Raw genomic sequence first — 24,309 nt, 5'->3', positions numbered from 1 at the left:
AATAAACATATAAGAGTATAGAAAGAAACACCGACACCGTCTGCAGTTTTCTACAGACAATGTCGATGCGAGGTATCACCCTGCGGTGACCTGTATCAAATTACCCTTACATCCACTGTTACAACAAGCTTTTCTTAGAGCACTCCGGCCAACGCCGATACAATTGGTGCTATGATGGTGGTCATAATACCCATGAAGATCATCGACAGCGAAGCAATGGCCCCTGTCTTCGGACCGTCTTCATACGCCTTAGCTGTTCCCGTACCATGTGCGGAAATGCCGTATAACATGCCTTTCAATAAACGATTATGGATATGCCGACGCTTGATCAGCATCGTTGTCATAATCATTCCCAACAAGCCGGTGGCAATAACAAGGATAGCCGTAATCGTCGGGTCCCCACCCAACGTATCGGATGCAGCCAATGCTAACGGTGTCGTCACGGAACGCGGTGCAATACTATGCACCAATTCCGGACTGAGTCCGATAGCTTCTGCCAATCCCATCGACCCCAAAAAGGCTACCCAACATCCCATACCGATAACTACGATAAGCGGTACGGCATATTCCTTAACAACGCCACGGAATTTATACAAAGGCACAGCGAAGGCTACCGTCGCCGGCTGTAACATCAAAGAAATATATTGGCTGCCTTCTTGATACGTACTATAGGGAATATGCATAGTTACCAAGAACAAACCAATAACGACCGGCACTGCCAGTAAAGGAGTTAAATATAATTTCTTGCCGGACCGTTCATATAACTTTTTAAACGCATAGTACAGCACCAACGTGCCCACCAAGGATTCGATAATATGGATACTGATAAGCTGGAATATATTGTAGTTTACCATAACCGATACCCCTTTCTGCGCAATTTCATAATACTTAATGTAATAACCGTTACCGATGCTAACAAGGTAATGATGCTAGTGACGATAACACCGAGCAGCATAGCTCCGGTGGATCCGAAAAGCTGCGAATACTGAATGATACCGATGGCCGAGGGAATAAAAAATAAAAGCAACTCACCAATGAGCACTGCCGCTCCTTGTTCGAACCATTCCAACTTAACCACACCGGTCAGTAATAAAACAAATAATAAAATCATTCCTACCAGCGTCCCCGGTAAGGGAAGATGTAATAATTCGGTAATCATATTGCCGATGCCGGCGATAATAGCCAGCCCAATAATCTGTGTCACAATCAATGCGATGCGCTTCATCGCTCCTCACGCTCCTTAACTACCTAATCCCACTGCTTTGCAACCTTCTTCGGCAAAGCATATTGTTTTACTCTTTGTTAACAACTCTTTCCGTTGTCTTATGATACTCCATTTGTCTTAATAATAAAAATATAAATTTACTATACTCTCATATTCCTTTTGGCTATAATAAAAGAAAGAATATCATCGAAGGAGTTTTACTATGGATATTACGCATCTTACTTATTTTGTCACTGTAGCCAAGCATAAAAGCTTTACAAAAGCTGCTCAAGCACTGCATGTAAGTCAACCTTCTCTCTCAAAAGCGGTACGGCTTCTCGAAAACGAATGGAATACAAAGCTTTTCAAACGCTGCGGCCATCGCATTGAACTCACCGCCGATGCGCAAGCCGTATTACCGCAAATAGAAAATCTGGTACAACGCTTTGAAGCCTTGCAACATCAAATGAGTCGCGATTATGATACGGAGGAAGGTAACCTAAGCTTAGGTATTCCGCCCATGGTGGGATCCTCCTTTTTATCACCGCTGATTCGTGATTTTATGAAAGCGTATCCTCGTATTTCACTACAGGTTACAGAGCATGGCTCCCATCATATTGCCGAACTGATTCATGAAGGACGCTTGCAAGTCGGGTTCGTATCACTACCGGTACCGGCTATGGCCGATGCAGATTTACAGAGCTATATTTTCACCAAACAGCCTTTACGCTATGTTGTCACACCTGACTCGCCCTTCGCCGACTACACCAGCGTCACCTTGGAGGAAATAAAAAAAGAACCGTTGGTCTTCTTCCAACAGTCCTTTTCATTATATGACATCATCCTCGGTCGCTTCCAAGAAATCGGTGCACGCCCCAACATCGTGGCGCAAAGTAATAATTGGGATTTTGTAACCGAATTAGTCAAGAGCGGTCTCGGCGGGGCCATTTTACCGCAAGCCATTTGCCGTCGTCTATCGGGAGATGCTTTCCGCATCATTCCTATTACCCCTTGTATCAATTGGGTGCTGGGTATGGTTTGGGATGAACGCTCTATGATCATCCCCGCCACACGCTTATGGGTTAATTATTTTAAAACGCACGTATCCAACGAGCAATCACCGCTATAAAAAGAAAAGGCCGCTCCACTCTACACCGACTATCATTGCCATCGCTTGATAGTCCCGTAGGGCAGAGCGTGCCTTTATTTTTTATCTTTCTTACAAGGATTGCATTTTGTTTTACATCCTTTGCACGGCTTATCTTTTGCATGGTCTCCATGTTTTTTACCATGCTTCTTTTCTTTATGCGCCGCCTTTTCAGCCTTCTTCGCCTTATTGCCGGCCTTTTTTAGAATCTTACCTAATTTTTTTAAGGACTTGCTATCCATGCATTCCATAAGTGCCGTTACATCTATAGTTGTTGCATCTTCTCCGACGATAACGGGAAGTCCCGTTTTTACCGGTACACTACTCTGCCGCGGAGTCGGTAAATTATTCTCCTTTTCCACGGGCATCCCTACCGGTTTGGTCATCGGCACCGCCGCTTCCTTGCGCATAGCCACATCACCGCTTTCCGGACGCACTGCTACATCGCCGTCTTGACGTGTCACCACTTCATTTTTATTATGACGTGGCATGACATCTCCGGCAGCGCGCGATGTCATCGTCCCGTCATGACGCTCTGCCATTGCTCTATCTTCCCGCACCTGAACAGCGCCGCCCAGTCCATTGATGTCCACATCTTCCAACATGACATTATCTATACTGTCGCCAAATTCATTCTCTGCGTCTACGTCGCTGAACTCGCGTTCCAATGAGTCATACACATGTAACCCTTGCAATGTTTGCTGCACTTCATAAATTTCCTGCCATAAGCCATCCAAGAGAGACGTATAGTACAATCGTGCCGACACTTCATCATGCGCCTGTTTGGTCACTTCCGCCTCATCCGGCTTCAGACCTCTCTCCGCACCCAATTCTTCTATTAAATTGCGAATACGAATATCTTCTTTATATTTATTCTGTAGTGAACGCCGTACCGAAGTGATAAACGACGGCCCCACAATTCCTTGTCGACTATGCATATATACCTCTCCTATCTATGTTACCTAAGTTCCATGTTATTTCTTAACGATAGGCATGGTGTTGCTGGCCAAAGGCATTACATTATATGTGAAGGTATCATTGCCGATAATTTTTTCCGCCTTAGCCAATGCCTCTTCAATGCTGGTCACTACTTCAATACCTACGCGATCGCACACTTCTTTATTTTCCGGTTTAGTCACTAAAATATGCTTACATTTTTGAAAATCTTCGCCAAGGTGCAAAGAAATAAAGCCCGGTACAGTAAACCCACCACGCAATTTCACTTCACGGTCATATAAGTTCTGTGTAGCAAACCAATCGATAAACTCCGCCGGTTCACTGATATCATCTAGCTCCATCATTAAAATGACTACGCCGCCCGGTTTGCAAGCCTTCACTGCATTATCCTGCGTCTTAACCCCTTGATAGAGGTTGATATCTTTCGGATACCCACCAGCGGTAGCTACAACACAATCTGCCTTCTCGGAGATCTCCACACCATAAATCTCATCTACCAATTGCGTCCCCTGTTCCCAGGCCTTGGCCCAATGACCGGTAACAAATTTGCAGTGCTCGCCGTCGGCATTGCAAATAACGTTTACCAAAAAGTCAGCATCAGCCGCTTCACCATGCTCCATCTGATCGTCGTGCATAATGTTATGTGCAATGTTGCCGCTTACAATTTCCGGATTGGTACCGCCACCGACTTCGTCCTGCAAGCATAAGCAATGATTTTTTTGAATCGCTTGGTATGAAGAAATCCCCGGCAAAATAGCTTTGCGTCCCGCACCATAGCCGGCCATCAAATGATAAATAATTCCTCCCGTAAGAATGAGGCGATCTGCATCTAGCGCAAGTTCATTAATCTCGATGGGGACACCGTGAGACGTCGTTCCCAAATGACGGAACTTGCTCTCTGGATTGATACCACTGCTATGCTCGATGCGTACACGATCCACCACTTCGTCACCGAATTCAAGACGAGACTCAGCTTCGGTCTGCAAACGGTGCGCACCGTAGGCAATGAGCAAGAAAATATCCTTGTCTGGAATACCGGCCGCATTCAGGTAATTTAACAAATATGGCAAAAAGCGTTCATAGTGAATCCACCCACGTGTAATATCCGATACAACTACACACACCGATTCGCCGGGTTTTACGATTTCTTTTAATGCCGGAGTTCCCACCGGATGATCCAATGCCTCAATCAAGGCCGCATTCAAATCATCCAAGGCCGGGTACGGCGCACCTTCCACCACGTTAAGTACACGTTTCTTAGGTAAATCAAATTCTACATATCCTTTACCATACTTCAATTTAAAATGTGTCATCTCTCTCATCCAACTTCCCATCCTTTCTACACGCAACGCTGCGTTGCCACAACGCGCCCTTCATGACAACCTCGGTGCCGTACTTCTTTGTCAGCTCATCGAGGGTGGTAGCCAGCTTCTCCTCCGCTCGATCTTCTTCGAACAAAGATGGCTGAACAACCGCCTTTTCCAAGCCACTTACAGTTACCCCCAATAGCCGTACCGGCATAGTGTTGTTGAGCCTATTATACAACATTCTACTCACACGATACAATACATTCTCACTATCCGTGGCATGATCCAATCTCGTTTGTCGCGTTACGGTAGAAAAATTTGCATAGCGCACTTTGATAGCCACTGTATGCCCGCGCAATCGTTTCCTGCGCAGGCGCTCTGCTACATAATGCGCAAAATAACGCCATTCTAAATCAATACGTGCTTCATCAACTAAATCCGTTTCATACGTTTCTTCATTACCTACGGATTGTATCTCGCGGTTATATTCCACCGGCCGATGATCAATCCCTTGTGCCATTTCATACATACGTCGTCCCATAGAACCGCATATAGAAAGTAAAGGACGCTCGTCCTTTAGCGCTGCTATATCACCGATGGTATGAAAACCTGCTTTCTCCAGTGCTTGTGCCGTCTGTTTACCTACGCCCCACAACCGCCGCACCGGTAAAGGCGCTATCATAGCCGCCTCCTTGCCATGCGGTACGATAACCAGGCCATCCGGTTTTCTAATATCTGAAGCCAGCTTAGCCAAAAATTTATTAGGTGCCACCCCGACGGAAACTACTAATCCCGTTGCCGCCAATACGTCATCCTTAAATTGGCGGGCCATAGCATAAGGACTGGCAAATTGTGCGCCTGCCCCCGTCACATCCAGAAAAGCTTCATCCAACGATAAGGGTTCGATATAAGGCGAGTAGCGTTCCATGATTCGATGGATTTGCTCAGAAATCTCTCGATAATGATAAAAGCGAGGGCGCAAAAAAATTCCCTCCGGACATAGTTCACGCGCCTTAGACATACTCATAGCCGAGTGCACGCCATACCGCCGTGCTTCATAAGACGCCGTTGCTACTACGCCACGTAAAGAAAGGCCGCCTACAATAACAGGGCGGCCTTTGTACTCGGGATGATCGCGTTGTTCTACCGATGCATAGAAAGCATCCATATCAACATGCATTATCCAACGACGCATCGGTAATTACTCCGGTTTATCCTCTAACCGACAATACTTAATCTGGGCGCAAATGCATTCATCCTTTGTTTGATATAATTCGGGAATGATACGCACCAATTCACCAAAGGTTTCTTCATTGATGGAATAGCGCGTCCATAATCCGTTGCGCTGTGAGTTTACCACACCGGCATCAATTAAAATCTTCATGTGATAACTCAACGTAGACTGCGATAAATTAAAGCTTGCCAAGATATCACACGCACACAATTCATTACAAGAGAGCATGTCGATAATATGCAATCTTGTTTCATCACTTAGCGCTTTAAAAATTGTAGCCAACCGCTCATATGACACTTCCATAAATCCAAACTCCTTCTTCCTACTAACCTGATACTTACCTGTAACGCTATTATATAATAAAATTTTCCATAAATCTAATAATTTAAATAAATCAATATAGGAATTCTCTCGATAACGGAATATAGACAGGACCATTTTTAAATTCTATTCCCCACCTACAAAACTATCCACATACGGCAAGCGGCGATGCTCCGAGGAACACCGCCGCTATTTTGAGGAAAAGGGATACAATCTAACTGTTAAGAAGTTCGCTATTCGTTATTTTATGTTTGTATTATAGTTTGCCTACGAGATCAAGACCCGGTTTCAAGGTATCCTTACCCGGTTTCCACTTAGCCGGACATACCTGGTCACCATGCTTAGCTACGAACTGAGCTGCCTGTACTTTACGCACTAATTCGTCGGCGCTGCGACCGATACCCATGTTATGGATTTCCGCTGTCTGTACACGACCTTCCGGATCGACTACAAAGCTACCGCGGTACGCACGACCTTCTTCTTCGGAGAAGGTTTCAAAGAAGTCAGCCAATTCATGTTTCTGATCGGCCAACATAGTATACTGAATCTTGGCGATGTTCGGGGATGCATCGGCCCATGCTTTGTGAACGAATTCGGAGTCAACGGATACGGAGAAAACTTCTACGCCCATATCCTTCAATTCTTCATAATGGGACTGCAAGTCTTCCAGTTCTGTAGGACACACAAAGGTGAAGTCAGCTGGGTAGAATACGAACACACTCCATTTGCCGATAACATCAGCCTTAGTTACGGTAACCACATCAGGATTGCGGAAACCCTGTACACTAAATTCCGGTAATTCTTTGCCGATAATTGCCATGTTTTCATCTCCTTTTCATTACACCGTAAACAGCGACTGTAACTTTTGCTGCTTACTTATAATCTATATACGCTATAATTGATAATAAATAACAATCAATAATTACTATTGATTACATGTATATAGTACCCTAACTACAGAAAAAAATCAATATATTTTTTCATAATCGAGCTAAACAAAAGATTTTCCTATCATTTCGTTACTTATGAAATCTATATGATAAGTTATATTTTCATCATAATCCATCCCTTATAAACAAAGAACGACAAGACTATACCTTGTCGTTCTTTGTTTATATATTTTATTGTACTAAGCCTTCCTTAACAAGGAAATCATGTGCCACATCCTTTGGATCGCGATGCTCCACATCAACCTGATAATTAAGATCCTGCATTGTCTTTGTATCCAATTTTGCAGTCATTTTATTAATAATATCTTTCAATTCAGGATGCGTATCCAATATGTCCTGACGAACTACCGGCACACCGTAGTAAGGCGGGAAGAAGGACGCGTCATCTTCCAGGACAGTTAAATCATATTTCTTAAGAAGCCCGTCCGTACTAAATGCATCAACAATCTGTACGCGACCGTTTTCCAAAGCTACATAACGAGTTGCCCCGTCAATCCCTTTGGCACTATTAAAGGTAAAGTCATAGGCTTGCTCTAATCCTTTTAAGCCATCCGCACGATTTAAGAACTCCAACGTAGTCCCGGCATTAAGGAAACGTCCGGCTCGACGCAAATCACTCAGCTTTGATAAATTATATTCGGCAGCTACACTTTTCGGTACTGCTAAGGTGTATGTATTGGAGAACGGAGCTGCGTCGAGTAACGCCATATTATATTTGGCTGCCATCTCTTCACGTCCCGTATCGTATACAAGTTTTGCATCTGTTTCCGGCGCATGCTTTAACACATCTACATACACGGTACCGGTATACTCAATGTACGCATCCAGATCACCCTTCTGCATAGCATTAAACAATACCTGCGTACCACCGGCCCCTAAATGTTTCTCTACCTTTATATCCGAATTTTTCTCAATCATTTCAGCCAGCATGTTTCCTAATACCAACTGTTCGGAAAACTGCTTACTGCCTATGCGCAATACATTGCTGTCCTTAAAAAAACTACTGTAGGCTGCGCTGCCAAACATTACTACAAGACAGGCCACCGCCGCACCGACGATAACTTTCTTATACCGGCGGGACGTAATTAAGGCAGATTTATTTTTTAATACTCCCGGCTGCAGACTGATTGGTGTTACCAATGATTCTACGGCAGACAACACCCAATCGATGAGGAGCGCCAAGATACAAGCCGGCACCGCTCCGGCCATAATCATTCCATTATTAACGGAAGAAATCCCACTGAACACCAAGAAACCTAAGCCACCGGCCCCGATGAAGGCGGCAATCGTCATAAGGCCTACCGCGGTTACTGCCGAGATGCGCACCCCGGCCATCAACACGGGCAAGGTTAACGGTAGTTGTACTTTAAACAAAATCTGGGCCCGCGTCATTCCTATCCCTTTAGCGGCCTCAATGGTTTGCGGATTAATCTGGCTGATACCGATATATGTATTTTTTACAATCGGCAACAATGAATATAAGAACACTACACCTACCGCCGGAATGGTACCGATACCGAGAAGAGGAATGGCAAAGCCTAAAAGTGCCATACTCGGTACAGCCTGAATGAGATTCGTAAAGCCTAACACCGGTTTATTTAATGGCTTAACATAGCTAATTAAAATTCCCAACGGCACACCTACCAAAATTGCCAGTCCTACGGATACGGCTGTTAAATGAATATGTTCCAACAGAAGTGACCACACCTGTGAGGAGTTCTGTAGCATATAATTAAATATGTCCATGATTACACAACCTCCTCTTCATCAATATATTGACTACCCATAGTTGCCACCAAACTACTTTGGGTAATAATCCCTGCCAGGCATTCCTTATCGTCAAGCACAATCATATAGGGACGATGAAGTTGGCGTATGGTATTAAGTACATCCGGTAACGAATCGCCTACATGAGCAACGGCCTTCGGCTGTTTCATAATATCCGCAGCCGTCTTATGTAAGTCATCCTGTTCACGAATCATACGAGCATTCAACAATCCATGGAACTTACGGCTGTACTTATCTACTACAATCAGAAATTCCTGTGGCATGGCTTTAATTTTTTGTATGCATCGCACCAAGCTATCTGTAGGCGTACATAAATTATCGGCCTCTATCATAATGTCTTCAGCTTTAATGAATTCCGGCGAATTCCAAATGCGATTCTTCCCGATAAAGCTTTCTACATACGCCGTAGCGGGATTGCGTAAAATAGCTTCCGGCGTATCATATTGTTCTACATACCCTTCGCGCAACAAACAGATACGATCGGAAATCTTAATCGCTTCATCCATATCATGCGTAACGAAGACGATTGTTTTCTTAACCGTATCTTGCAGACTGCGTAATTCATCCTGTAAAGATACTCGCGTAATCGGATCAATAGCCGAAAACGGTTCGTCCATAAGAATAACTTCCGGATCTACAATGAGCGCTCGCGCCACGCCCACACGTTGCTGCTGCCCACCGGATAATTCGATAGGATACCGATCCAATAAGTCCTGAGCTAACCCTACGGTATCCATCATATTGCGAATGGTTTCCTCCCGACCGTTTTTAGGTATAGCATGTAAATCCATTACCAATTCAAGATTACGACGAATTGTCATATGCGGGAACAACCCGGTCTGCTGAATAACATAGCCAATCTTCCGACGCAATTCTACAGGCTGTAAATCATGAACACTTGTGCCGTTCACCACAATATCTCCGGATGTAATGGGGATCAATCGGTTAATCATCTTCAACAAAGTTGTCTTACCACAACCACTGCCGCCTATAATCGATACGATTTCCCCTTCGGGAATCGTTAAACTAATATCGTGTAATACCTCTTTTTTGCCATAGCGTTTTGCTACACTTTTAAATTCAATCATATAAGACCTCCTCTTATTTATGCCGTGTACGACTGGATGTATTACAATGGTTACTAAATACGCATGATATTGTTCATACTCATTTGATAAACCATTGCCGACTATACGTTATGTCTTCAACCTATTATCTACATTAATTGTATTAGTATATTTAAATATCAATGTTAGCATATGTAAAACGTCTATATTCTCAAAGCATTGCTGTTTTCAAACCATCAACACCCGCAAAACATCGCGCCCCTCTTAAACAACTCAATATGAAATATAAGTTGTTTCTTTCAATAAATAAAAAAGTACGTATGTAGCCACCTTCTCTATGGCCACTGTCGTACCTTATCACAATCTACACATATCCTTACAGCTGTCATAAAAAGTAACAACTTTATTATATCATCAAGATGTTTCTTTGTCAAAAGCACTCTCTTTAAGTAGGCATTAGAAAAGCGGTTCGAAGATACTTTTATATCTTCAAACCGCTTTCACATTTTGGGGTTACATCTACTTACACCCCTTTATATATTTTGTTGTATCGTATCACTATCTTCAGATTGTCCGCTCTTACGGGTAGGCATATCATTATATAAGAAATGATGCAATCGTTGCCACGAGTCTTCGGGACCGACAAAGAATATTTCTTCACCGGCCGTCAATATTGCATAAGGGCCCGGCGATATGATCATCTTTCCTTCCGATTGAATAGCCACAATAGTCACGCCCGTATTTTGCCACAACTTGATAGTACCAATAGATTCGCCCAAGTAGCGACATCCTTCGGTAACCCGCATATGTAATGGCTGTAACGGATTTGTATGCTGATAATGTGCCAAATGTTCGCTAAGCTTACCGGCTGTTTCCTTTAATCGCTGCAAGCCGGCAATTTGTGTATCGATTTCATCATCAAAGCTTTGCCACAAGGTACTGACAGAAGTAAAATCGTTGAAGCGACGGCGGAACGCCTCCGCTTTTTCTCGGGAAGCAACCGTACAGCCACTTCCTTTAATAACCTCTACAATTCCTAAATCAGCTAGCAACGCAATCGCCCGGCGCGCCGTCTCCGGCGAAACACCGTACTGCACCGATAACGCCGATCGAGCAAAAATGCGATCTCCCGGAGCATAATCACCGGACGCAATTTTACCGGCCACATCCGCTGCGATTTGCTGGTACCTTGATCCTCCAACCGTGCGCTTCATTACTTACCGGACACCTTCAACACCGCTTCTACAAAGCCTTTGAAAAGCGGATGCGGATTAGTCGGGCGAGATTTCAATTCCGGATGGAACTGTACCCCTACAAACCACGGATGATCGGCAATTTCTACGCATTCTACCAAACGATTATCCGGCGAAGTACCGCTGATGATAAGACCTTTATCCGTTAAAAGCTGACGATATTCATTATTGAATTCATAGCGATGACGATGACGTTCGTAAATAAGATCTTCCCCATAGGCTTCGCGTACCTTCGTCCCCGCTGTAGTCTTACACGGATAAAGACCGAGACGCATCGTACCGCCCTTCTTATCCACATCTACTTGGTCCGGCATAAGATCGATAACGCCGTACTTTGTACCGTCTTCAAACTCTGTAGAGCTGGCGCCTTCAAGACCTGCTACGTGACGAGCAAATTCCATAACGGCCGTCTGCATTCCCAAGCACAAGCCAAGATACGGCACCTTATTTTCGCGAGCATATTGAATCGTGCGAATCTTACCTTCCACGCCGCGATAGCCAAAGCCGCCCGGTACGACAATACCGTCTACATCCTTATAGAATTCAGCTACATCTACGCCGTCTTCTTCCAGTTCTTCGGAATCCACCCATTTAATATTAACCTTTGTATCTTCCGCAATACCTGCATGGGTCAACGCTTCCGCCACGCTGAGGTAAGCATCGTGAAGCGCCACGTATTTACCTACGAGAGCTACGTTGATTTCCTTCTTCGGATTAAGAATCTTGTCAACCATCTTCTTCCAAGCTTCCATATCCGCCGGACGATCCGGTAAATCAAGCTTCTTCACAACGATGCTGTCCAGGCCTTCTTCTTGCATCATCAACGGCACTTCGTAAATAGTGCTGCATGTCTGATTTTCGATAACTGCATCGGGATCGATGTCGCAGAAAAGAGCTAGCTTTTCTTTCATTTCATTGGAAATCGTCTTTTCCGTACGGCATACTATGATGTCCGGCTGAATACCAATGCTGCGCAATTCTTTAACACTGTGCTGCGTCGGTTTCGTTTTCAATTCGCCGGCCGCATTAATGTACGGTACCAAGGTTACATGAATATAGAGTACGTCATTACGGCCCACTTCTTTTTTAACCTGGCGAATAGCTTCGAGGAACGGCAAGCTTTCGATATCGCCTACGGTACCACCAATTTCGGTGATAACTACGTCGGCGTTATCTTCCTTACCTACGCGATATACGTTCTGTTTAATTTCATTGGTAATATGAGGAATTACCTGTACAGTACTTCCCAAGTAATCACCTTTACGTTCCTTATTGATAACGGACCAGTACACCTTACCTGCCGTCACATTAGAACTTTTACCGAGATTAATATCAATAAAGCGTTCGTAATGACCGAGGTCAAGGTCGGTTTCGGCCCCATCATCGGTAACAAACACTTCACCATGCTGGTAAGGACTCATCGTTCCCGGATCAATGTTAATGTACGGATCGAATTTTTGAATAGTTACATTAAATCCGCGATTTTTTAACAATCGTCCCAAGGATGCTGCCGTAATACCTTTACCTAATGAAGATACAACCCCGCCTGTTACGAAAATATACTTAGTTGCCATGGTTCCTCCCAATTTACATCTTTTCCGGCGCTGAAATGCCCAATACGCCTAAACCGTGTTTCAATACATTTGCAATAACCGTGATAAGACCCAATCGAGCCTGCTGCAGTTCCGGTTCTACACCCATGATACGTCCTTGTTTGTAGAAGGAGTGGAACATACTTGCCAAATCATAGAGGTAACGCGCAATGCGATGCGGTGCCCGATGCAATGCCGACTGTGCGATTTCTTCCGGATAGGCGGCCAATTTCTTAATCAATTCCAATTCGATGTCGGCATTCAAGCTATCATAGGAAGTATGTTCCCAATCACCGTAGCTGATACCTGCTTCCTTCGCTTGATTGAAAATACTGTGAATACGTGCATGCGCATATTGAATGTAGTATACCGGATTATCATTACTCTTAGATGCCGCCAGGTTAATATCAAAATCAAGCTGGCTGTCCAAAGAGCGCATAAGGAAGAAATACCGTGCCGCATCAACGCCAACTTCTTCCATTAATTCGTCCAGCGTAATCGCCTGACCGGTACGTTTTGACATCTTCACCATTTCGCCGTCACGATAGAGTGCTACCATCTGAAGTAAAAGCACCTCCAGATTATCCGGGTTGTAGCCGAATGCCTGCATAGCTGCCTTAACGCGGGCTACATAGCCGTGATGATCGGCACCCCACACATTAATCATTTTCTTATAGCCCCGTTCGTATTTGTTGCGGTGGTATGCAATATCGGCCGCCAAATACGTCGGTTCGCCGTTTTCACGAATAACTACGCGGTCCTTATCATCGCCGTAACGTGTAGATGCTAGCCACAATGCGCCATCTTTTTCATATACGTCTCCGGTGTCCTTTAAGAACTGAACGGCTTCTTTAAGCTCGCCATCACGATGAATCTGGCGTTCGCTAAACCATTTATCGAATTCTACATTGAATTTACGCAGCGTAACGCGTAAAGCATTCAATTTTTCCGTCAGTGCGAACTCACGGAAGAACGGCAACCGATCCGTTTCCGGAATAACTGCAAAGAAATCGCCGCGCCAGTTGATGATGGACTGCGCCGTTTCTACAATATCCTGGCCGTGATAGCCGTTTTCCGGAAATTCGAATTTCATATCTAACAATTCTAAATAACGAGCATTTACGGACTTAGCCAAATTGTCGATTTGCTTACCCGCATCATTGATATAGTACTCGGAGCTTACATTATATCCGGCGGCGCGAAGCAAATTCACCAATGCACTGCCGTACGCAGCGCCGCGGCCATGACCTACATGAAGCGGCCCTGTCGGATTTGCGCTGACATATTCTACCTGTACTGTATCTTCTTCACGCAACGGTGCGTTACCATAATTTTCACCGGCTAACAACGCTGCTTTTAAGCTATCATATACCATGTCGCTTTTCACAAAGAAATTGATAAAGCCGGCCCCGGCTACTTCTGCCTTATCAAGCCACGGATAATCCATATTGGCAATCAGCGTATCCGCAATGGCACGCGGATTCATCTTTGCTACACGCGCCGACTGCATAGCGATATTTGTCGAAAAATCGCCGAATTCTTTTTGTGGCGGAACCTCCAACACTACTTCCGGATAGGTGCCTGCCGGCAGCTTGCCGTCAGCCAACGCTTTTTCAACGGCCGCTTCAATGCCCTGTTTCAGCACGTCCTTCATTTCCATACTCTGCATCCTCCCGTAACTCTATATCCAACTGATTATAAAATTGCCAATCGCCGCCTACCGATATATCGTAGCCCAAATGGACTCGTCCAATACCATCGGTAATATCCGTAGTCAGCTCGTGGGTGTTAACAACCATTTTTAAATTGCCAAACGGCGTCTTGTACTCGGACTCCCGCTCTTTACCCAATTCATAGTAATGTCGCATGGTCACCTTACCGTTGCGTAAAAGCACAATCGACGTGGGATATACCTTTATCGTCGTCTGCACTCCTTCGAGACCGGTAACTTCGCTTTCTTCATAACGAATATACTTAACGCCGCCGCGTTCGTAATACTTTCCCGGCGAGACCAATTCAATTACCGTATCTTCACCGGCTATATCGCGTTGCACGCTCTTTACAGCCACCATTACACGCTTCATCATTGCCTCCCAGAAAATATATAGCAAAAGTCTATTATCGTTTTATTATACCATAGATAATATGCATTTTACACTAGCCGTCCGCGGATTTTGCGGTTGCCTGCTCGGCTTGAAACGCCGCAATAAGCGCTCTTTTCTGATCGCGCACCATCCGCTTTACCTGTGCCTCCATAGACTGTGCATCGTTTTTACGTTCAAAGGCTGTATACCAAACCAGCTTAACCGGTCGTCGCGACCGCGTGTACTTAGCACCGCCGGGAATCTCACCGTTATGTGCCTTCACCCGTTGCACCAAATCCGTGGTCCATCCCGTATAGAGGGACCCATCGGCACATTCTACCATATATGTGTAATATGCATTCGTACCTGTTTCCATACGCCCTCCTATTTTGAAGGATTGGCATCCGGCATAGGTTCCAAGGTAATCGATTGAATCACCACCGGTGTTTTCGGTGCATCGTGACTATCCGTAGGTACCTTGCCTATTTTTTCTACCACATCCATTCCCTGTACAACCGTACCGAAAATAGTATGCTTATTATCTAACCACGGTGTAGGTGCCAAGGTTATAAAAAATTGCGCATTGCCCGTATTGGGACCGCGATTGGCCATAGCCACCACGCCCATAGCATTGAAATGCAAATCCTTAGCAAATTCATCGGGAATCTCATAGCCGGGACCACCCTTTTTATTATCCCCGCCTTGTATCATAAATCCGTCAATAACACGATGAAATGTCAAATCCTTGTAATACCCTTTGGTTACCAAGCTGTCAAAGTTCTTCACCGTAATCGGTGTCTTCGTCCCAAACAGCCGTATCTTAAAGGTTCCCATGTTCGTCGTGACCACGGCGTAATGATCCTTCACGGGCGTACTGTCAAAGGTCGGTGCCGTCGCTTTTGGCTCTGCCGAAGGCGTTGCCGGTTCGGCCGGTGCATTACCGCAAGCACCGGTAACAAACAGCACCGCACTGAGGGCGAGGCAAGCCATCCATCTTTGTAGCTTCATAACTCCTCCTAGTGATATAGAATAAAACCGCTCACAACCATGAGCGGCTTTTGACATTTCATTATAGCATATTTAATTATCTGTAACAAGCAACCTACATACTATCTGCTTGAAGCCGTTTCTTAAATCCAACCGAACGCCTTACATGCATTGTAGATGCCATCATGATAACAATCATCGGTAACATAGTCCGCTGCGGCCTTGAGTTCCGGACGTCCGTTCCCCATAGCAATGTTCAGCCACGTAGGCGAGAACATCGACAAATCATTATAACCATCGCCGAATACGACTGCCGCCGTGTCTTCCATTCCATAATGCGCCAGCATGGCTCGTACACCGCGCGCCTTCTCCATCGGCTCAAACAGAATACAGTTTTCACCGTAACGAATAAGATCCGTTGTCATATGTACCACGCCGCTTTGCGTTTCTTCCTCCGGCGTCATGAACGCATAGATTTTATAAAACTGCTCCGTCCTGCGGTAATCATAGTCCGCTTGATGTACCGTAGTAAACACATCCCATGACGGATGCCAATTCAATACGTCTTCATAAGGAGTAACACGACGCAATTCATTGGTATCCGTTACCGCCCAGTGCAATCCCTTTGCATCAAGTTGTGCCAAATAGGCCAAACACATGTCGCGATCCATGCCTTCCATATAGACAATTTCATTCTCCGCCGTCATGCTGCGACCGCCATCGGCAACGAAGTCACCGAGCTCGGCCATAATCGCAAAACGCTTTGCATCTGCCTGCAGACGCCCCGTCGCCAGTGCCACCCGATGTCCCGCCTTCTCCAATCGGCGCAACGTATCCATGGTACTGTCCGGGATACAGCCGTCCGGCCATACAGCCAGTGTATTATCTATATCAAAAAAGAAAAATTTTTGTTTCATTTCGCCTCCCCGACTTATTCGTCACGGCCACTCATCAGTTTAAACCGTTCCTTCTGTGTTACCTGCGGATATTTATCATGATCTACTTCACTGGCAAACATAGCCAACGGGCGAATGTATGTCTTTCGTTCACCGTAAAGCTGTTGATACACTACAAAGGGTTCCCCCGTCTCCGAGTGAATCGCAATATCCGATACGTAATAATACATGCCTTTAAAATGACGATACAAACCGCCTACTACGATTTCTTGCACCATAATCCTCCCACCTAATTCGCTTCTTCCAATGCATCAATGGCTTCGTATAATCCTTCGGCCGTTACGGTAAACGGTGCGATTTTAGCATCCGGTACCTCCAGGGCGCGCGCAATGACAGGTGGTAACATGTCCCTTGTCATATCCAGATCCTGTAATCGCGTCGGTAACCCGATAGCGCGATACAGCTTCATCAATTCGTTTCGTTCGCTCCGTTGACCATCCATCGTGAGCAATACCAGCACACCGTACGCCACAATCTCACCGTGCAAATGATGCTCTTCCACAGCCGGTTGCGTAGTCAAACCATAGCAAAGCGCATGTGCCACACTACTGTTATATTCTTCCGCCAACATGCCCGACACGAGTCCGGTGGTAACAATAATCGCCATAGCCACCGCATCAAAAGCTGCATTGCGCACCTGAGCTTCGGCGGCTTTCATCGCTGCTGCACCGCCTTTAATAATCGGGTCCACACACATAGAGGACAAAGCTAATCCCATTTGTGTTTCGTAATCCGTTTCACGACCGCGAGCAGAAAAATGACTTTCAAAATGTTTAGCCACCGTATCACCCATTCCGGCCCACACAAAACGTGTCGGTGCGGCGACCAAAATATCGCTATTAATGAAAGCATGTACCGCCGGATACGTATTCTCACGCACCTCTTCAAATACATGGTCATCGGTATATACAATGGACACTTTCGATAAAGCCGCACAGGTAGATGCTACGGTAGGGAATGTAAAGAAAGGCTTGCGCGTCGGCTCTTCGCAAATGACTTTTACCGTATCAATAGCCTTGCCGCCACCAATAGCAAAAATCATATCCGCCGTCTGAACCTCAGGGCGCATAGCCAACGCACGACCATTAGCCACCGTACACTCCTTGCCGTACATAACGCTACCCGTTATCGTAAAGCCTGCTTTCTCCATAATGGGACGCAGCATGGGCTCTACGATACTCAATGCCGTTTCGCCGCCAACGAAGCACACCTTTGTGCCATACGGCGCAACAATCTGCGGCACCGCTTCATAGGCATCGAATCCACCAAACGTATAACTTGGTATAATTTGCGTAATCATTTCATCCACCTCGTAATCTCTTTCGGCACTCTCATCCGGATACTGCCGACTCTTATTTCCCATGTATCGTACATTACAACTGATAGCAACACCTATTACACCACAACGAACTGCCGTACAGATAGCCTTTCCCATCGATACGCATGCTACCCACAGTACAGAAACTACTGCCACCAGCCACTTAAATATCATATACGCTTTTTATTATAATGCAAAAGAGGCGAGAAATAAAAGACCTAATACGATAGCGATGCAACACCCTCCCTCTTTAGAATAACAAAGACCTACTACGATAGCTATGCAGAATGCCTTTCGCAAGACCAGGCTTCAAGTAGCTGTCGTAGTAGGTCTACGTCATTTATTTTATATCACAGATGTCTATTTTTACCACTATATATAATAACATTAAATATAATTACATAATCGTACAGTGATTACATAATTGCGGTTCTTGAACGCCAACAGCTCAAAATGTCGCTGACGCTCAAGATACCAATCATTTATACACCGATTATTACGGATTAATTATTTTTTAATCCACGGCATCAAGTTGCGCAATGCAGCCCCTACTTTTTCTACTTCGTGGTTTTCTGCCTTAGCGCGTTCACCCTTAAGGAACGGGAAGCCGGTCTTACTGTCTTTAATGAATGCTTCCGCAAAGGCACCGGACTGAATGTCCTTCAATACGTCGCGCATAGCCTGACGCGTCTGTTCGGTAATCATCTTCGGACCGGTCAGATAGTCGCCGTATTCAGCCGTATTGGAAATAGAGTTACGCATAGTCTGGAAGCCGCCTTCGTAGATAAGGTCAACGATAAGCTTCATTTCATGCACGCATTCGAAGTACGCATTAACCGGATTATAACCTGCTTCTACTAAAGTTTCGAAACCTGTCTGCATCAATGCGCATACGCCGCCGCACAATACAGCCTGTTCACCGAACAGGTCGGTTTCCGTTTCCTGACGGAAGGTCGTTTCCAAGATACCGGAACGACCGGCACCGATACCGGCAGCCCAAGCCTTTGCAATTTCCATCGTGTCGCCGCTGGGATCTTTTTCTACAGCTACGAGGCACGGTACCCCACTGCCTTCCTGGAAGGTGCGGCGAACCAAATGACCTGGGCCCTTCGGAGCTACCATGAATACATTGGCATCAGCCGGTGGTACGATCTTATTGAAGTGAATATTAAAACCATGAGCAAAGGCAAGGTAAGCGCCTTTCTTCAAGTTCGGAGCAATGGCATTAGCATAGGTATCTGCCTGCAGTTCGTCCGGAATCAAAACCATAACGATATCCGCACCCTTAACGGCTTCGCCAGTTTCCTTTACCGGGAAGCCGGCTTCTTCAGCGGCGGTCCAAGATTTAGAACCTTTACGCAAACCGATGGTAACATCCATGCCGTTTTCTTTTAAGTTTAACGCATGTGCATGGCCCTGAGAACCATAGCCCAATACGGTGATTTTTTTACCAACCAATTTTTCTACATTGCAATCTGCGTCGTAATATACTGTTGTTCCTAAGATGTTCCCTGCCATAATAATGACCTCCTGTTTTCTCAATCATTGTACCTTGCGGTGTCGCCCTCACTTTCTATGCGGCACCAAAAATATATACTACGTTATTAATACACAACGCTTTCTTTCGCTGCCCATCAATAACGGAAGTACCATCATAACTTACGAGCGCGCCGTAACAATCAGCCAAGGTCGATCCTGTTCCCATACGACCTTCACCGGTACATCGTACAGCGCCGATAGTCGTTCACCGGTAAGAATTTCTTTCTTTGGCCCTTTCGCGACCAACTCGCCATCATCCAAAATAGCCACGTGCGTAACGGAAGGCATGATTTCCTCCGTTCGATGCGTCACATAAATGAACGGTGGCCAGGTGCGTTCATTGGCTTTTTCCTCCAAGGTGGTCAAGAACTGCTCCCGTGCCCGAATATCCAAAGCACTGCACGGTTCGTCCAGCACTAGCAAATCCGGATTCGCCATCACGGCCCGCGCCAACAGCGTGCGCCGCTGTTCACCGGCCGACAGCCTCCCGTAAGGATTCTGCCCTACATAGCCGAGTCCGAATTCATCGACTAACTGTTTAGCCCGTGCCCTATCTTCCTCGGTAACCTCACGGTAAATACCGATGGAGCTGTACGCACCGGACAGCACTACATTTTCTAAGGTTTCACTGTTCAATGTACCTGCGAATTGATGAAGGGCTGCGCTGACAAATCCAACGCGCTCCTTAATCTTCTGCCACGGATAACGGCCGAAGGTTTCACCTAAAACGATAAGCTCGCCCTTTGAGGGAAATGTATATGCCGGTATCATGCCCAGCAAGGTTGATTTTCCGGCACCGTTCAATCCCAAAAGCGCCCAGTTTTCACCGCGGCGCATCTGCCAGTTTACTCGGCGCAGTATATGCCGACCGCCGCGCACATACGCCACATCGGTGAAAGATAATAACAATTCGTTTGTTTGCTCTCTCTCTTTTTCTGTCATATATCCCCCTTTGTTCGCATTTGCTTTCGTATGTTTCGCACGTTTCGACAGCACCACTCCGATGTCTTTCTCACTGTATCCATCTGCCAAACGTCAACACCATAACAACTACATGCGCTCGCCGCGACTCATTGCGGTAATACCGGTTTTGGCAATTTCCAGCACACCGTAATCCTGCATAATATCAATAAAGCCACGTAGCTTTTCCGTATCACCGGTCAACTCAACGATGAGCGATGTCGGCGATACATCAAGAATGTTGCCGCGATAAATCGTGGCAATCTGAACGATTTGTGATCGCGTATGTTCATCCGCCTTTACCTTAATGAGCATCAGCTCACGGCGTACTACATTGTGGTCCGAGAATACTTTCACCTTAACCACATCGATGAGCTTGTAAATCTGTTTTTGAATTTGATCCAACGAAGCCGCATCCGCATCCACCGTCAAGGTAAGTCGCGCATAACCGGGCTTTACCGTTACACCGGACGTCATCTTTTTAACCGAATACCCGCGGCGATTAAACAAGGAAAGAACGCGGGCCCCGATGCCCGGTGTATTCTTAGCAATAATCAAAATTTCATGATCTCTGGACATCAGTCAGCCACCCCTTTCTTCCCTACCATATCCGCTACCGTCTTACCGGCAGGAATCATGGGATATACATTTTCTTCTCGTTCCACTACGCATTCGATGAGTACACCTTCATCGCTGCGAATAGCATCGGCCAGTTTTGTATGTAACTCATCATGCGTTTGAATCTTTACGCCTTTTACGCCATATGCTCCGGCCAGCTTCATGAAGTCCGGATTGTATTCCATATCCACGTAGGAGTACCGGCGATCATTAAACAACTCTTGCCATTGCCGTACCATGCCGAGATACGAATTGTTCAAGAGCAAAATTTTTACGGGCAGCTTATATTGCTGCATGAGCATCATTTCCTGCGCCGTCATCTGGAAGCCACCGTCACCGACGACAAGGACAACCTTGCTGCTTGGCATAGCCACCTGAGCACCGATGGCTGCCGGCACCCCGAAGCCCATCGTACCGGCACCGCCGGAAGTAAGAATCGTATTCGGATGACGATAGGTCAAGTACTGTGCTGCCCACATTTGATGCTGACCTACGTCGGTAACTACAATGCCTTCACCTTGTAAAATTTCATTTAATACGGTCAGCACTTCCTGCGGCACCAGCTTACCGTCCGGTGCTTCATTGTAACGCAGCTTGTAAGTAGTCTTCCAATCCGTCACGCGTCGTACCCAATCTTCATGCGTATCCGGTTCCAACAGCGGATGTATCTCTGACAATACTTGCTTCAAGTCACCAACGATAGGTACATCTACCTTGCAGTTCTTTTCAATCTCTGCCGGGTCAATATCGATATGAATGATATGCGCTTGTTTACAAAACTCTTTGGGATCACCGGTGATACGATCATCAAAACGTATCCCCGCAGCGACTACCACATCAGCTTCCGTCGTAGCATAGTTTGCCGCTGCCGTACCGTGCATCCCCAACATCCCCAATGCCAACGGATGATCGCTGGGGAACGAACCTAAGCCAAGTAAGGTGTTCGTCACCGGAATTTGCAATTTTTCGGCCAACTCGAAAAGCTCTTTTGACGCACCGGATTTTAAAATGCCTGCTCCGGCAATGATAAGCGGTCGTTTTGCTTCTCGTAACAGTCGCGCCGCTTTTTTAATCTGCAAAGGATGTCCTTTATAATTTGGATCATACCCTTCCAATGTAAAATCCTTATTATATAAGCGATCGAATTCATCACGACTGATTTCCTGCAACTGAATGTCTTTGGGAATATCTATCAGCACAGGGCCCGGTCGACCGGTCGTGGCAATGTAATGTGCTTCCTTTAAAATACGCGGTAAATCGCGAATATCTTTCACTAAGTAATTCGTTTTCGTAATGGGGAGGGTAATACCTACAATGTCCGATTCCTGGAACGCATCCTTCCCTAAGAGGGAGCGTCCTACCTGTCCCGTTATGGCCAGCATCGGTACAGAGTCCATATGTGCCGTCATGATACCGGTCACTAAATTTGTTGCCCCCGGTCCTGAAGTTGCCAGGCATACGCCGCAACGCCCGGAGGCTCTGGCATAACCGTCAGCTTCATGAGCCGCCCCTTGCTCATGACGGGCAAAATAATGATTGAGTCCATCGAACTTGTAAATCTCATCGTAAATGGGAATAACCGCGCCACCGGGATAGCCGAAAATATCGCGAATCCCGATGCGGTACAGGGTTTCCAATACCATGCGGGCACCGTTAATCATGCTCATAGTTACCCTTCCTTTCTCTCGTTTCTTCTCCTATATTCTCTATACATTCTATATACGTTGTTCTTACATCGTATTACGTCCGTCACCATGGATAGCCGGAGTAGTTATACACTACCGCCTACGACTATCGTTCCACCACATCATGCACTTCATGGGAGTTAATCCGATGAATGTCATATCCGGCATCCTTCATGGCTTTAGTAATCTTAGCAATATGATCTTCTCCATTGGTTTCCACCGTTACCTGCAATTCCACTTCGTGGAAGCGATCCAGGTTTTTAAACTGGTTGTGTTCCAATTTAACAACGTTAGCGTTTTCATTGGCTAAGATTTCCGATACTGCCACTAACTGACCCGGTTTATCCGGCAGATTTACGGAGAAGGTAAAAATACGACCGCGAACGATAAGCCCTTTCGTTATCATCGAGGCAATCGTCAATACATCTATATTACCGCCGCTGAGAATCGATACTACTTTCTTGCCTTTTTCCTTGATTTTTTTCAATCCGGCCACAGATAAAATACCGGCATTTTCACCGACGATTTTATGCTTTTCTGCCAACAGCAAGAAGGCTTCCATCAATTCATAATCCGATACGGTGACGATTTCATCCACATATTGCTTAATGTATTCATAGGTAAGGCCGCCTATTTTCTTAACTGCCGCGCCATCGGCGATGGTACTGACACCGTCCAAATCAACAGGTCCCCCCTGGGCCAACGCGGCTTTGGCACTGGCTGCGCCTTCCGGTTCCACGCCGATCACTTTAATCTGCGGATTTTTCATCTTTGCCGCTGCAGCTACACCGGCGATAAGTCCGCCGCCACCGATGGGGACCAACAATACATCCGCATCGGGCAATTCCTCTAATACTTCCAGTGCAATCGTCCCTTGCCCTTCGATGACATCGGGATCATCAAAAGGATGTACAAATACATAACCGTTGGCTTCCTGTAACTCCTTTGCCTTCGCATACGCTTCATCATAAATATCACCGGCCAACACCACATCCGCGCCATATTGCTTGGTAGCATCTACTTTAATAAGCGGTGTATGCCTAGGCATAACGATCACTGCCTGTGTCCCCAACCGCTGCGCCGCCAAGGCCACACCTTGCGCATGATTGCCGGCGGAGGAAGCGATAACACCGCGCTCCTTTTCTTCCTTCGTAAGCTTGGCAATCTTGTTATAGGCACCGCGTAATTTAAACGATCCCGTACGCTGTAAGTTCTCCGGCTTGATGTACACATCATTGCCGCATTCGTTGGAAAACACCGTACTATGGATGAGCTTTGTTTTTACCGTAACGGTACTCAAGCGCTCCCGGGCTTCCATGAAATCATATAGTTTATGCATTCT

24 protein-coding genes are annotated in these 24,309 nt (G+C 45.9%); 1 reads left to right on the top strand and 23 read right to left on the bottom strand.

Annotated features, from left to right (window positions below):
- Positions 1-134: 134 nt before the first annotated feature.
- A complete protein-coding gene (locus G344_RS0100360) occupies positions 135-854 on the bottom strand; it encodes an LrgB family protein (protein ID WP_051245601.1) in 720 nt (239 codons plus the stop codon).
- Positions 848-1,225: a CidA/LrgA family protein gene (locus G344_RS0100355; RefSeq protein WP_028254451.1), complete on the bottom strand. Its 378-nt coding sequence runs from the start codon at positions 1,223-1,225 to the stop codon at positions 848-850. The genes G344_RS0100360 and G344_RS0100355 overlap by 7 nt, the downstream gene beginning before the upstream one ends.
- 202 nt (positions 1,226-1,427) lie before the next feature.
- Here G344_RS0100355 and G344_RS0100350 point away from each other — a divergent pair, with 202 nt between their 5' ends.
- The gene (locus tag G344_RS0100350; protein ID WP_028254450.1) at positions 1,428-2,333 is read left to right on the top strand and encodes a LysR family transcriptional regulator; all 906 of its coding nucleotides are present in this window, start codon (positions 1,428-1,430) and stop codon (positions 2,331-2,333) included.
- A gap of 74 nt (positions 2,334-2,407) precedes the next feature.
- Here the strand turns inward: G344_RS0100350 and G344_RS0100345 are convergent, their stop codons facing one another.
- From G344_RS0100345 to ilvA, 21 genes are all read right to left on the bottom strand, one after another.
- Positions 2,408-3,289: a hypothetical protein gene (locus G344_RS0100345; protein WP_028254449.1), complete on the bottom strand. Its 882-nt coding sequence runs from the start codon at positions 3,287-3,289 to the stop codon at positions 2,408-2,410.
- Between the two features lie 36 nt (positions 3,290-3,325).
- Positions 3,326-4,630: an NPN-dependent 2-hydroxyacid racemase, LarAH10 family gene (gene larAH10 / locus G344_RS0100340; RefSeq protein ID WP_244869472.1), complete on the bottom strand. Its 1,305-nt coding sequence runs from the start codon at positions 4,628-4,630 to the stop codon at positions 3,326-3,328.
- The gene (locus G344_RS0100335; RefSeq protein ID WP_028254447.1) at positions 4,608-5,810 is read right to left on the bottom strand and encodes a DNA polymerase IV; all 1,203 of its coding nucleotides are present in this window, start codon (positions 5,808-5,810) and stop codon (positions 4,608-4,610) included. The genes larAH10 and G344_RS0100335 overlap by 23 nt, the downstream gene beginning before the upstream one ends.
- Positions 5,811-5,816: 6 nt before the next feature.
- On the bottom strand, positions 5,817-6,152 hold the full coding sequence (locus G344_RS0100330; RefSeq protein ID WP_028254446.1) for an ArsR/SmtB family transcription factor: 336 nt from the start codon (positions 6,150-6,152) through the stop codon (positions 5,817-5,819).
- A gap of 274 nt (positions 6,153-6,426) precedes the next feature.
- Positions 6,427-6,990: an alkyl hydroperoxide reductase subunit C gene (gene ahpC, locus G344_RS0100325; protein WP_028254445.1), complete on the bottom strand. Its 564-nt coding sequence runs from the start codon at positions 6,988-6,990 to the stop codon at positions 6,427-6,429.
- 301 nt (positions 6,991-7,291) lie between these two features.
- Entirely contained in the window at positions 7,292-8,866 is a 1,575-nt protein-coding gene (locus tag G344_RS0100320) for an ABC transporter permease/substrate-binding protein (RefSeq protein ID WP_028254444.1), read from the bottom strand.
- Between the two features lie 2 nt (positions 8,867-8,868).
- Positions 8,869-9,996 (bottom strand): ABC transporter ATP-binding protein, encoded by a 1,128-nt coding sequence (locus G344_RS0100315; protein ID WP_028254443.1) that lies wholly within the window; start codon positions 9,994-9,996, stop codon positions 8,869-8,871.
- A gap of 512 nt (positions 9,997-10,508) precedes the next feature.
- Positions 10,509-11,189: a GntR family transcriptional regulator gene (locus G344_RS10325; RefSeq protein WP_051245599.1), complete on the bottom strand. Its 681-nt coding sequence runs from the start codon at positions 11,187-11,189 to the stop codon at positions 10,509-10,511.
- Positions 11,189-12,802 carry a CTP synthase gene (locus tag G344_RS0100305; RefSeq protein WP_028254442.1) on the bottom strand — a complete coding sequence of 538 codons (1,614 nt, stop codon included), beginning with the start codon at positions 12,800-12,802 and terminating at the stop codon, positions 11,189-11,191. Before G344_RS0100305 ends, G344_RS10325 begins: the two co-directional genes overlap by 1 nt.
- Positions 12,803-12,815: 13 nt before the next feature.
- Complete coding sequence (gene argS / locus G344_RS0100300) at positions 12,816-14,480, bottom strand: arginine--tRNA ligase (protein ID WP_028254441.1); 1,665 nt, start codon at positions 14,478-14,480, stop codon at positions 12,816-12,818.
- Positions 14,446-14,904 carry a YwiB family protein gene (locus G344_RS0100295; protein WP_028254440.1) on the bottom strand — a complete coding sequence of 153 codons (459 nt, stop codon included), beginning with the start codon at positions 14,902-14,904 and terminating at the stop codon, positions 14,446-14,448. Before G344_RS0100295 ends, argS begins: the two co-directional genes overlap by 35 nt.
- Positions 14,905-14,977: 73 nt before the next feature.
- Entirely contained in the window at positions 14,978-15,280 is a 303-nt protein-coding gene (locus tag G344_RS10320) for a GIY-YIG nuclease family protein (protein ID WP_051245597.1), read from the bottom strand.
- Between the two features lie 8 nt (positions 15,281-15,288).
- Positions 15,289-15,912 carry a peptidylprolyl isomerase gene (locus tag G344_RS0100285; RefSeq protein WP_028254439.1) on the bottom strand — a complete coding sequence of 208 codons (624 nt, stop codon included), beginning with the start codon at positions 15,910-15,912 and terminating at the stop codon, positions 15,289-15,291.
- Positions 15,913-16,034: 122 nt separating this feature from the next.
- Positions 16,035-16,808, bottom strand: a complete 774-nt coding sequence (locus G344_RS0100280) for an HAD family hydrolase (protein WP_028254438.1) — start codon at positions 16,806-16,808, stop codon at positions 16,035-16,037.
- 14 nt (positions 16,809-16,822) lie between these two features.
- Positions 16,823-17,062, bottom strand: a complete 240-nt coding sequence (locus G344_RS0100275; protein ID WP_028254437.1) for a DUF1653 domain-containing protein — start codon at positions 17,060-17,062, stop codon at positions 16,823-16,825.
- Between the two features lie 14 nt (positions 17,063-17,076).
- Positions 17,077-18,339: an iron-containing alcohol dehydrogenase family protein gene (locus G344_RS0100270; RefSeq protein WP_244869471.1), complete on the bottom strand. Its 1,263-nt coding sequence runs from the start codon at positions 18,337-18,339 to the stop codon at positions 17,077-17,079.
- Between the two features lie 333 nt (positions 18,340-18,672).
- Positions 18,673-19,683 (bottom strand): ketol-acid reductoisomerase, encoded by a 1,011-nt coding sequence (ilvC, locus tag G344_RS0100265; protein ID WP_028254435.1) that lies wholly within the window; start codon positions 19,681-19,683, stop codon positions 18,673-18,675.
- 141 nt (positions 19,684-19,824) lie between these two features.
- On the bottom strand, positions 19,825-20,646 hold the full coding sequence (locus G344_RS0100260) for an ABC transporter ATP-binding protein (RefSeq protein ID WP_038154590.1): 822 nt from the start codon (positions 20,644-20,646) through the stop codon (positions 19,825-19,827).
- 108 nt (positions 20,647-20,754) lie between these two features.
- Complete coding sequence (gene ilvN / locus G344_RS0100255) at positions 20,755-21,243, bottom strand: acetolactate synthase small subunit (RefSeq protein ID WP_028254433.1); 489 nt, start codon at positions 21,241-21,243, stop codon at positions 20,755-20,757.
- Positions 21,243-22,949, bottom strand: a complete 1,707-nt coding sequence (gene ilvB, locus G344_RS0100250) for a biosynthetic-type acetolactate synthase large subunit (RefSeq protein ID WP_028254432.1) — start codon at positions 22,947-22,949, stop codon at positions 21,243-21,245. The genes ilvN and ilvB overlap by 1 nt, the downstream gene beginning before the upstream one ends.
- A 124-nt stretch (positions 22,950-23,073) precedes the next feature.
- Entirely contained in the window at positions 23,074-24,306 is a 1,233-nt protein-coding gene (gene ilvA / locus G344_RS0100245) for a threonine ammonia-lyase (RefSeq protein ID WP_028254431.1), read from the bottom strand.
- Between the last annotated feature and the right edge of the window lie 3 nt (positions 24,307-24,309).

This window comes from Veillonella magna DSM 19857, from assembly GCF_000428745.1.
GTDB classification, from domain to species: Bacteria; Bacillota; Negativicutes; order Veillonellales; family Veillonellaceae; genus Veillonella_A; species Veillonella_A magna.
The sequence above is the reverse complement of the archived record's forward strand: the minus strand, read 5'-3'. Positions and strand labels throughout refer to the sequence as shown.